This window comes from Gemmatimonadales bacterium (genome assembly GCA_036500345.1).
Lineage (GTDB): Bacteria > Gemmatimonadota > Gemmatimonadetes > Gemmatimonadales > GWC2-71-9 > Palsa-1233.
Window position 1 is genome coordinate 24853 of record DASYCE010000024.1, and the last position, 10205, is coordinate 35057.

The following is a 10205-nucleotide window of genomic DNA, read 5'->3' on the forward strand; positions in this document are numbered from 1 at the left end:
TTTCACAAATGCTCACCCGCAAGATCGCCGACTCCACCGTTCGACGGTTGGCTATCTATCTCCGGTTCCTGGAAGAATTCGATCAGCAAGGTGCGGATACGCTATCGTCCGAAGCGCTCGCCACGCGTGCGGGGACGACGTCGGCTCAGGTCCGCAAGGATCTCTCCTTCTTCGGCTCGTTCGGAACCCGCGGTCTCGGTTATGATGTCCACGCCCTTGCGGAGGAACTTCGCCGGATTCTCGGACTCAACCGCCGCTATCGCGTTGTCCTGGTCGGGGCGGGACGGCTTGCGGGCGCGCTGGTGCAGTATGCCGAATTTGCGGCCCGCGGCTTCGACATCGTGGCCGCAGTCGACAAGGACCCGGCCAAGATCGGAACGCGGTGGGGAGGGGTCGTCATTGCCGATGTCGCGGAACTGGAAGCGATCGTCCGTCGCGAGCGGGTCGAGATCGCCGTCATCGTGGCGCCGGCCGACCCGGCGCAGGAGCTGGTCGACCGTCTGGTCGCCGCGGGGGTGACCGCCGTGCTTAATTTCGCTCCGGTGCAGCTGCACGTTCCGCCCGGGATCGACGTGAAGAACGTCAACCTCGCGGTCGAACTCGAAACCCTGTCGTACGCCATCCAGCACCGCGACGCGCACGAGGACTCATGAGTGGATTGACGGCACGCCCGGTGGGAACGCTCGCCGATCGCGCGCTCGAATTGCTTGCCGCGGGTCCCGCCGCCGCGCCCGAGCTGGCACATCGTGTCCTCGGCCTCCCCAATGCGCCGGTAGGTGTGGCCGAGCGGCTCGCGGCTGCGCTGCTGGGCGCCGATCCTCGCGTCCGCCAGCAAACGGATGGGCGCTGGGCGCTCGTCGCACTGGCGCAGGGCTCGCCGCTGCTCGACGAGTGTGCCTTTGCGGTGGTCGACGTGGAGACGACCGGCATGCAGGCGAGCGGCAACGACCGGATCACCGAGATCGCAGTGGTGGTGGTGCAGGGGACGCGGCGGGAGGTGGTCTTCGATTCGCTGGTCAATCCGGGACGCCCGATCCCGCCGCGCATCTGCGAGCTCACCGGCATTTCGCAGGAGATGGTGAACGATGCGCCGACGTTCGCCGAGATCGCGGATGAGGTGGTTGCGGCGCTTGCCGGGCGCGTCTTCGTGGCGCACAACGCGCGCTTCGATTGGGGATTCGTCGGTGCCGAAGTCCGGCGCAACCGCGACCTGACGCTCGACGGCCCGCGCCTCTGCACGGTGCGGCTGGCACGCCGCCTCGTCCGTGGTGAACCGTCGTACTCGCTCGGGGCGCTTGCGGTGCGGTTCGGGTTCGAATTCGTCGCACGCCATCGGGCGGCGGGCGATGCGCTGGTGACGGGGATGCTGCTGGAACGGTTGCTCCAGAGTGCTCGCGAGCGCGGCGCGCAGACACTCGCCGATCTCGAAACGATGCATCGCCTTCCGGTGAACGAGCAGGCCGCATGAGTCCGATGCCGCCGCCGGCTCCGCCGCGCATCACCACCATGAAGGTCGGTCGGTTGACGGTGCACGGCGTGGAGGCCGGCATTCAGCGCCTCGATGGCGGCGCGATGTTCGGCGTGGTGCCGAAGCCGCTCTGGCAGCGGCGGATCCCGTCTGACGAGCGCAACCGCATCCGGATGACGATGCGCACGCTGCTGATCGAGCACGAGGACGGCCTTGTGCTCGTCGACTCGGGTCTCGGCAACAAGGAGCCCGACAAGTTTCTCGATATCTACGGCATCGAGAACGCGGGCGCGAACGGCAGGACTGCGCTCGAAGATGCGTTGGTACATCTCGGTCATTCCACCGGCGACATCCGCATCATGCTCAATACCCACCTGCATTTCGATCACGCGGGCGGGAACACCTTCATCGCCGCCGATGACGCCGCCCGCCGAGTGCAGCTCACCTTCCCGAACGCGCAGTACATCACCCACGGCCGGGAGTACGCGTGGGCCACGCTGACCAACGAGCGGACCGCGGCGAGCTACCTGCCACACAACTTCGTCCCGGTCGCCGAAGCTGATCGCTACCGGTTTCTCGAGGGCGAGCGAGCGACGATCGTTCCGGGAATCGATGTGATGGTGACCCCCGGGCACACGCCGTGGCACATGGTTGTTACCGTGCGCAGTGAAGGGGAGACGCTGCTCTATCCAGCCGACACCCTCCCGACGGCGCACCATCTGCCGCTGCCGTGGGTCATGGGATACGATGTCGAGCCATTGCGCACGCTGGAGAGCAAGCGATCGTTGTATCGCGAGGCGGCGTCCCAGGGATGGCGGGTGATGTTCGAGCATGACTACGACACGGTTGGCGGCCGCCTCGGCGACGCGGAGCGCGGCATCGAGCTGACGGAACGCATCGCCTCGGCCTGACAGCAGCAGATCCGCACAGGATACACCCGGACACTTTCGTCGCGAGGTCGCAGATGCTGCACGAATGCTCCCGGGACCCGGCGTTGGTTCGGCGCATGGCGCGGCGCGATGCTGCGCGCTTTCGATGGACATCGTGCGCGGCAGTGATGCTCATCGGGTCATGCCACGCGGATCCGTTCACAACACCGGCGGCACATGCTGCAGGGCCGTCGGGCAGCGGCAACGACGTCACCCTGACCTTCAATGTCGAGCAGGATTACTGGCCCGCCTGGACCGAGGATGGCCGCGGGATTCTCTACGCCTTCGTCGATCCGGCGATGCCGAATCATCGTTGCGTGGGTCTGTTGCCGGCAGCTGGTGGGACGCTGACCTGGGATCTCTGCGACAATCGCGCGATCCGGCGGGATAGCAGTTCGACCTATGGTGGCTTCGCGCTCGACAGCACCGGGCGATTGCTGCTCACCGAGGGTGTTTCTGCATCGCGAGGACTGTTACCGCAGCCGGTCAGCACGCTGTGGCTGACTGACACCGCCCATCCGTACCTTCGCACGGCGCTGGCCACGACACCGCTCGCGGTCGAGGGGACGCAGTTCACCTGGCTTTCCCAACTCCGCTGGACCGGACCGCAGACCTTTCTGCTCCTCGCGGGACAATTCGAGACGTTCACGCATTGTGTGAACCTGCTGGTGGGCGACAAGGTCGCGCATCAGTGCATCGCGACAGACACCTCGTGGGAAATCGGGCCGAGTGCCGTGCTCAGTGGCGCGCTCACCGATCGCGGCGCGTCGCTGCATCTTGTCCCCGGCTCCACCGGAGCGAGCGAGTTTTCGACCGCACAGGCGGGTGCGACGCTGGTATTCGCGTCGGGGTCACGGCTGTTGAGCGTTCCGGCGGCTGGTGGCACTCCGACGGTCGTGGCATCGGCGGGGGTCCCGATCGCCGGTGTCAGTTGCAAGGGGGACAGCTGCGTCTATGCGACTGATTCGTTGGAGGTAAGCATCGACCAGCCGTCGGCGCGATTCTTCGATAGCGATTCGCTGACGCCGGTTGGACCGGCGCAGTTGCGGAAAGTCTCGCTCACAACCGGGGCAACCAACGTCATCGCTGCCGGGGTGATGCCGGCGGTCTTTGCTTCTCCTGCGATTTCACCCGTTACGGGAGACCTGGTCGTCCAGGTCGGGGGGAATTGGGGGCGGCTGCAGACATACGCCTCATACGGCAGCGGCCAGCGAATTCTCGATTCCGGCAATGGCGTACTCCATCTCCTCAAGGGGATCGTTCCGTAAGTCATTCTGCCGCACCGAGGATTGCGGGAGGTCGTCGCACCGACTATGGTTCAACCTGTTGCAAGCGGGCGGCGAAGTCGCCCCACCTCAAGCCCCCGGCGAAGAGGTCCCGAGAGTCATAAGCATCCGGGCCTCCGGGCCCGCGGTGCAACTCTTCGGACACCCCGCCTGATTGGCGGGGTGTTCGCGTTTCAGGCCTTCAACCAGGAATGGCCCACTGTCTTCCTTCGAACGTGAACGACGGGTACGGGTGAACCGACAGATCCGGATCTCTCCGGTTCGAGTCGTGACAGCAGAAGGCGAACAACTCGGTGTCCTGCCGATCGAAGAAGCGCTCCACGCCGCTCAGGAGCGCGGGCTCGACCTGGTCGAAGTGGCGCCGATGGCCCGACCGCCCGTGGTCAAGATCATGGATTACGGGAAGTACAAGTTCGAGGAAGCAAAAGCGGCGCGGGCCGCCAAGAAGAAGCAGCACGTCATCCACCTGAAGGAAGTGAAATTCCGGCCGGGGATCGACGATCATGATTTTGACTTCAAGACCCGCCACGCCCGCGAGTTCCTGGGCGAAGGGAACAAGGTCAAGGTGACGATGATGTTTCGCGGTCGGCAGATTGCGCACACCGAGCTCGGCAAGGCCGTCCTCGATCGCGTGTCCGCCGCCCTGGCCGACGTCGGCAAGGTCGAGCAGGATCCCAAGCTCGACGGCCGCAACATGGTGATGGTGCTCGCGCCCAAGTAAGCGCCAGACGCCGACCACACGGAGAACGGAATGCCCAAGCAGAAGACGAAGCGCGCCGCGATGAAGCGCTTCAGCCTGACAGGCCGCGGCAAGATCAAGCGGAGCCGGGCCAACAAGCGGCACATTCTGACCAAGAAGTCGACCAAGCGGAAGAACCAGCTTGGCAAGGCGGCGCTGGTGTCGTCGGCCGACTTCCGGCGTACCATCAAGTTGCTGCAAGCGTGAGGAGCTGAGCGATGCCACGAGCCAAAGGCGGGGTCGCGCACCACGCGCGCAAGAAGAAGATCATGGCGGCGGCGAAGGGTGGCCGCGGCGCCCGGAGCAAGCTGTACAAGGCCTCGAAGGAGAACGTCGAGCGCGGGCTGGCGTATGCGTTCCGCGATCGGCGCAAGAAGAAGGGCGATTTCCGCCGCCTCTGGATCACCCGGATCGGGGCCGCGGCGCGGTTGCACGAGATCTCCTATTCGCGCCTCATGGCTGGCCTGAAGGCTGCCGGCGTCGAGATCAACCGCAAGGTGCTCGCCGACCTCGCGGTGACTGATGCTGTCGCGTTCGGCAAGCTCGCCGAGGTGGCCAAAGCGCAGCAGGGCTGACGATGGACGTGCTGCGCCAGCGGCTCGCGGCCATCGCCACCCTCGACGCGCCGGCGCTCGAGGCCGAAGAGATCGCAGTACTCGGCCGCAAGCAGGGCGTCCTGACCCACCAGCTCAAGGAAGTCGCCGCGCTCCCGCTTGAAGAAAAGCGGGTGCGCGGTGCCGCCCTTAATGCCCTCAAGATCGAATTCGAAGCGGCGTTCGCCGCGCGACGTGCGGCACTCGCCGCCGCGACTGCCACCGCCGCAGCCCACGCGACCGATCGCTCCATGCCGGGACGCCGCGCCTGGCCCGGTTCGCTCCATCCTGTCACGGTCGTGATCGACGACATCGTGGCAATCTTCCGCGAACTCGGCTTCGCCGTTGCCCTGGGCCCGGAGATCGAGAACGACGAGCGCAACTTCACGGCGCTCAACTTTCCGCCAGATCACCCGGCGCTCGACATGCACGACACACTCTTCGTCGCGCCGATCGCCGGCGCCACGACCGACGAGCGCCTCCTCATGCGGACCCACACCTCGCCGGTGCAGATCCGGGTGATGCGAGAGGGGCCGCCCCCGTTCCGCGTGGTGATTCCCGGGGTCGCGTACCGCAATGATCCGTTCGACGCGTCGCACGCGCCGGCGTTCTCGCAGATCGAAGGGCTCGCCGTCGATGAGGGAATTTCGTTCGTCGACCTCAAGGCAACGCTGACACATTTTGCCGAGCGCTTCTTCGGGGCGTCGGTGAAGGTCCGCTTCCGCCCGTCGTTCTTCCCGTTCACGGAACCGTCGGCGGAGATGGATGTCTCGTGCACCATCTGCGGCGGGACCGGGTGCGGCGCGTGCAAGGGCACGGGGTGGATGGAGATTCTCGGGTGCGGGATGGTCCACGAGCAGGTGCTCCGGAATTGCGGCATCGATCCCGAGCGCTTCACCGGCTTCGCCTTCGGCATGGGGCCGCAACGGATGACGATGGTCCGGTACGGGGTCCCTGACATCCGCCTCCTCTACGGCGGCGACATGCGCTTCCTGGCGCAGTTCGGCGGGGTGCGAGCGTGAACATCTCGCGGCAATGGATCGAAGCGTTCCTGCGCCAGCGAGTCGACAGTCGCGATGTTGCGTCGCGCCTCGCGATGCTCGGCGCACCGGTCGACGCAATCGAGCCGGTCGGAGCGGATCTCGGCGGGTTTGTCGTCGCGCTCGTCACCGACGCGAAGCCGCATCCGAACGCCGACAAGCTGCGGGTCACCACCGTGGACGACGGGACCGGTACGCTGCACAACGTCGTCTGCGGTGCACCGAATGTCGTCGCCGGCGGCAAGTATCCGTTTGCCCGCCTCGGCACCGTGATGCCGAGCGGCATCACGATCGAACGCCGCAAGCTTCGCGGCGAATACTCCGAGGGGATGCTCTGTTCGGCCCGGGAGCTCGGCCTCGGCGACGACCACGACGGCCTGCTCACACTGCAGACCGATGCGGCGCCCGGCACACCGATCACGTCGGTGATCGAGGGAAGCGACGAACGCCTTGTCGTCGATGTCACGCCCAATCGCGGCGACCTCCTGGGACACAAGGGCGTCGCGCGCGAACTCGCGGCATCGTACGGCGTGCCGTTCCGGCTTCCCGAAATTCCCGGCGAAGTCACCATCGATCTCCCGCAACCCACGCGGTACGGTGACGAAGCGCCCGCGGGTGGCGTGCGGATCGCCATTGACGATCGCGACGGATGCGGCCGCTTCCTCGCCGCGGTGATCCGCGACGTCACGATCGGCGATTCGCCGGAATGGCTGCAGCGCAGGCTACGCGCGGTCGGGCTTCGTCCGATCAACAATGTCGTGGACGCGACCAACTACGTGATGTACGAACTCAACCAGCCGATGCACGCCTACGATGCGGCGACGTTGCGTGGCCCGTCGGTGATCGTTCGATCCGCGCGGAGCGGCGAGCGTCTCACGACACTCGACGGCGTCGATCATCTCCTCCCCGAGGGCACGCTGGTGATCGCGGACGCCGAGCGGGTGATCGGCATCGCGGGAGTGATGGGCGGTCGGGCGACCGAAGTCTCGCCGAGCACGACGTCGATCGTGCTCGAGTGCGCCTGGTTCGATCCCGCGCGGGTGCGACGCGGACGGCGCGGCGTCAACCTCTCGACCGATGCATCGCACCGATTCGAGCGCGGCGTCGATCGGTGGGGAGCAGTCGACGCCTTCCGCCGCTGCATCCGGCTGATCGTCACCGTGGCCGGCGGTCAGCTCGACGGCCCCGCGGTCGATTGTCTCCCGGCGCCGGTGCACCCGCCGCGCATCTTCCTTCGCCCCGCACGCGTGGCCCAGGTGCTGGGTGTCGATCTCGCGTGGGCGGAGATCGAACAGCGGCTGGTCGCAATCGGCGCCACCGTCGTGAGCAAGCCCGACGACGGCCGGATCGCGGTCGACGTCCCGGGGTGGCGCTCGGACCTGGTGAGCGAGATCGACCTGATCGAAGAAGTGGTTCGCCACTACGGCTACGATCGAGTGCCGGCCGAGATGCGTCCATTCCGCCCCGGGCGCCGCGTCGACGATCCGGCGTGGCATGCCTCGCAGCTCGTTCGCACCGCACTTGCCGGCCGCGGGCTGGCCGAGGTGTTGACGCTGCCGATGGTAGCATCGGCCGGACCGACGGCCCCACGCTTGCTCAATCCGCTTTCCGCGGATCACCAGGTCCTTCGCGACACGCTGCTTCCGTCCCTCGTCTCGCAGGTCGAGGGGAACTGGGCGATGCACACCGCCGACGTCAGGCTCTTCGAACTCGGCACCGTGTTCACGATCGACGCGCGAGCCGGGGCTCCGGTCGAGGCACTGCACGCCGCTTTCGCCATTACCGGCGCCCGGCGCCCACTGCATTGGTCCGATCACGGCACGGGACCGGTCTGGGACGAGTGGGACGCCAGGGCAATCTTCGAGACGCTGGTCGAACTGGCGCAACCCAGTGCGGCGATCCAAGTTGAAGCTGACGGATGGGTGGCGGTCCTCCCCGGAGGACGCGTGGTCGGACGGGCGAATCCGCTGGTGGCCGACGCCCCGCCGTGGGCCGCACCGCTATTCGGTGGAGAAGTCGAGGTGGCGCCACGCATCCGGTCGACAGCCCGCTTCGAACCACTTCCGGTCTACCCGGCGGTGACGCGTGATCTGGCGCTCCTCGCAGGCATGGATCAACCAATCGAAGAGGTGCTGGGGCTGTTGCGCGATCGCGGACGCCGTCATGCGCTGGAATCGACGACTGTGCTCGATGAGTATCGCGGCAAGGGGCTGCCGGAGGGGAAACGGAGCGTCACGGTTCGGCTGGTCTTTCGAGCTGCTGACCGGACTTTGACAGACGCGGAAGTCGATCAGGCAGTCGGACGCCTGCGGACTTCGCTGGAGCGCGAACGTGACGTCGCCATACGCACGGCCTGACCAGGCGGCATTGGGCGAACTCGAGCGGCTCCTCGGTCACCTGACTGAGGAACTGTCAGCGTGGCGTCGTCGCTGCCAGAAAGCCGAAACCGAACTGCACCATCTCAAGGCGCAGGGCGGGATGGTACCGGGTGACGATGTGGCCCGTGTCCGCGGCCGGCTCCTCGACTTCGAGCGAGAGAATCTCGACTTGCACGCTCGCGTTGATAAGGCGCGAGAGATGGTGACCCGGCTGCAGCAGCGTCTCGCCTTTCTCGAGGCCGAAGCGCCGACGGATTCGGCCCGATGACCTCTCCCGCGAAGACGCTGGTTCGGGTGCAGGTGGGCGGCGAAGAGTTGCAGCTTCGCACCGAACTGCCACCCGACTACGCGCGCGAAGTCGCTGCGCACTTTGACGAAGCGCTGCGGAAGATCCGCGCCGCGTCGCCATCGATCGAAGCATACAAGGCGGCGATCCTCGCCGGCCTGTCAGTGACGGATGAATTGTTCCGCGCCCGCACGGCCGATGGCGAGCTGGCCTCGCGGATCACGGCGTTGAGCGATGAACTCACCAGGCTCCTGCCGCCCACCAAGCGAACCTCGCGAGGCGCGGCCGGCGACTGACCACAATCCGGCCGTCTGCGCCGGTGGAGATAGATGATGGACAAGACGCTAATCGGTGCCGCCGGCGGCGGGATCGTGCTCGGCGCCGTGCTCGGAATCATCGTGTGGAATGCCATCCTCACCGCCCGCAAGCGTTCGGCAAAGGCGATCCTCGCCGCCGCCGAGATGCAGGCCGCGGAGCTCCGCAGCACGGCCGAGCGGGACGCGACAGTCGAGCGCGAGCGTCAGCTGGTCGCCGCGCGTGCCGAGTCCCTCGGCATCAAGGAGGAAGCGGTGCGCGACGCGTCGCGACGCCGCGAGGAACTCGAGCAGGCGGAACGGCGGCTCGCCAACCGGGAGGCGGGAATCGGTGAGCGGCAGGATCGCCTCCGCACCGACGAGCGCACCCTCGAGCAGCGCCGCAACGATCTCACGACCAAGGAGACCGGGGTCGCAGCACTGCAGGCGGAGGTGCAGCGCGACAAGCGCGATGCGCAACTGCGCCTCGAACGTGTCGCTGCCCTCACCGCCGAGGAAGCAGCGCGCGAGATACGCCAGCAGGTCGAGGACGAAGCGCGCACCAGTGCGGCCGCAATGGCGCGCGAGATTCGCGAGAAGGCACGGCGCGACGCCGAGAAGGATGGTCGCCGGATCATCGCGATGGCGACGCAGCGACTCGCGGCGGAGCACACGGCGGAGACGACGGTGGCATCCGTGGCGCTGCCGAGCGACGAGATGAAGGGGCGGATCATCGGTCGTGAAGGGCGCAACATCCGGGCCTTTGAGCTGGCGACCGGTGTCGACGTGATCATCGACGACACCCCCGACGCAGTGGGCATTTCCTGCTTCGACCCGATTCGCCGCGAGGTCGCACGCCGGGCGCTCGAAGCGCTCATCGCCGACGGCCGGATCCATCCGGGGCGCGTCGAGGAACTCGTCACCAAGACCCGCGCCGAACTCGACAAGCAGCTGGTGGAGCTGGGCGAACAGGCGGCGTACGATGTCGGGGTCCACGGGCTGCATCCCGAGATCATCAAGTTGATCGGCCGGATGCGCTATCGGACGTCGTACGGCCAGAATCTCTACGAACATTCCAAGGAAGTTGCGTGGCTAGCGGGAATGATGGCCGCAGAGCTGCACCTCGACGTGGCGCTCGCCAAGCGCGGCGGACTGCTGCACGACATGGGGAAGGTCCTCACGCATGAGAGTGA

At 66.7% G+C, this 10205-nt stretch carries 12 protein-coding genes; all 12 read left to right on the forward strand.

From position 1 onward, the window contains the following. Window positions 1–8: 8 nt before the first annotated feature. Entirely contained in the window at window positions 9–653 is a 645-nt protein-coding gene (locus tag VGM20_10565; protein ID HEY4101303.1) for a redox-sensing transcriptional repressor Rex, read from the forward strand. Next, window positions 650–1468 carry an exonuclease domain-containing protein gene (locus tag VGM20_10570; GenBank protein HEY4101304.1) on the forward strand — a complete coding sequence of 273 codons (819 nt, stop codon included), beginning with the start codon at window positions 650–652 and terminating at the stop codon, window positions 1466–1468. Before VGM20_10565 ends, VGM20_10570 begins: the two co-directional genes overlap by 4 nt. After that, entirely contained in the window at window positions 1465–2379 is a 915-nt protein-coding gene (locus tag VGM20_10575; protein HEY4101305.1) for an MBL fold metallo-hydrolase, read from the forward strand. Before VGM20_10570 ends, VGM20_10575 begins: the two co-directional genes overlap by 4 nt. A gap of 53 nt (window positions 2380–2432) precedes the next feature. Beyond that, window positions 2433–3665: a hypothetical protein gene (locus VGM20_10580; GenBank protein HEY4101306.1), complete on the forward strand. Its 1233-nt coding sequence runs from the start codon at window positions 2433–2435 to the stop codon at window positions 3663–3665. Window positions 3666–3882: 217 nt separating this feature from the next. Continuing rightward, window positions 3883–4404, forward strand: coding sequence for a translation initiation factor IF-3 (gene infC, locus VGM20_10585; protein ID HEY4101307.1), 522 nt, complete (start codon window positions 3883–3885; stop codon window positions 4402–4404). Window positions 4405–4434: 30 nt separating this feature from the next. Continuing rightward, on the forward strand, window positions 4435–4629 hold the full coding sequence (rpmI, locus tag VGM20_10590; protein ID HEY4101308.1) for a 50S ribosomal protein L35: 195 nt from the start codon (window positions 4435–4437) through the stop codon (window positions 4627–4629). 11 nt (window positions 4630–4640) lie between these two features. Beyond that, the gene (rplT, locus tag VGM20_10595) at window positions 4641–4997 is read left to right on the forward strand and encodes a 50S ribosomal protein L20 (GenBank protein HEY4101309.1); all 357 of its coding nucleotides are present in this window, start codon (window positions 4641–4643) and stop codon (window positions 4995–4997) included. Window positions 4998–4999: 2 nt separating this feature from the next. Further along, the gene (pheS, locus tag VGM20_10600) at window positions 5000–6037 is read left to right on the forward strand and encodes a phenylalanine--tRNA ligase subunit alpha (GenBank protein HEY4101310.1); all 1038 of its coding nucleotides are present in this window, start codon (window positions 5000–5002) and stop codon (window positions 6035–6037) included. Then, the gene (gene pheT / locus VGM20_10605) at window positions 6034–8412 is read left to right on the forward strand and encodes a phenylalanine--tRNA ligase subunit beta (protein HEY4101311.1); all 2379 of its coding nucleotides are present in this window, start codon (window positions 6034–6036) and stop codon (window positions 8410–8412) included. Before pheS ends, pheT begins: the two co-directional genes overlap by 4 nt. Then, entirely contained in the window at window positions 8387–8701 is a 315-nt protein-coding gene (locus VGM20_10610) for a hypothetical protein (protein ID HEY4101312.1), read from the forward strand. Before pheT ends, VGM20_10610 begins: the two co-directional genes overlap by 26 nt. Then, a complete protein-coding gene (locus tag VGM20_10615; GenBank protein HEY4101313.1) occupies window positions 8698–9015 on the forward strand; it encodes a cell division protein ZapA in 318 nt (105 codons plus the stop codon). The genes VGM20_10610 and VGM20_10615 overlap by 4 nt, the downstream gene beginning before the upstream one ends. Before the next feature lie 36 nt (window positions 9016–9051). Then, on the forward strand, window positions 9052–10205 hold a 1154-nt coding region (locus VGM20_10620; protein HEY4101314.1), incomplete at its 3' end, for an Rnase Y domain-containing protein.

Bases quoted from the DNA above. Each gene is read 5' to 3' on its own strand.
- rpmI (HEY4101308.1), top strand. From the start codon at position 4,435: ATGCCCAAGCAGAAGACGAAGCGCGCCGCGATGAAGCGCTTCAGCCTG.
- pheS (HEY4101310.1), top strand. From the start codon at position 5,000: ATGGACGTGCTGCGCCAGCGGCTCGCGGCCATCGCCACCCTCGACGCG.
- VGM20_10570 (HEY4101304.1), top strand. From the start codon at position 650: ATGAGTGGATTGACGGCACGCCCGGTGGGAACGCTCGCCGATCGCGCG.
- VGM20_10580 (HEY4101306.1), top strand. From the start codon at position 2,433: ATGCTGCACGAATGCTCCCGGGACCCGGCGTTGGTTCGGCGCATGGCG.
- rplT (HEY4101309.1), top strand. From the start codon at position 4,641: ATGCCACGAGCCAAAGGCGGGGTCGCGCACCACGCGCGCAAGAAGAAG.
- VGM20_10615 (HEY4101313.1), top strand. From the start codon at position 8,698: ATGACCTCTCCCGCGAAGACGCTGGTTCGGGTGCAGGTGGGCGGCGAA.
- VGM20_10575 (HEY4101305.1), top strand. From the start codon at position 1,465: ATGAGTCCGATGCCGCCGCCGGCTCCGCCGCGCATCACCACCATGAAG.
- VGM20_10565 (HEY4101303.1), top strand. From the start codon at position 9: ATGCTCACCCGCAAGATCGCCGACTCCACCGTTCGACGGTTGGCTATC.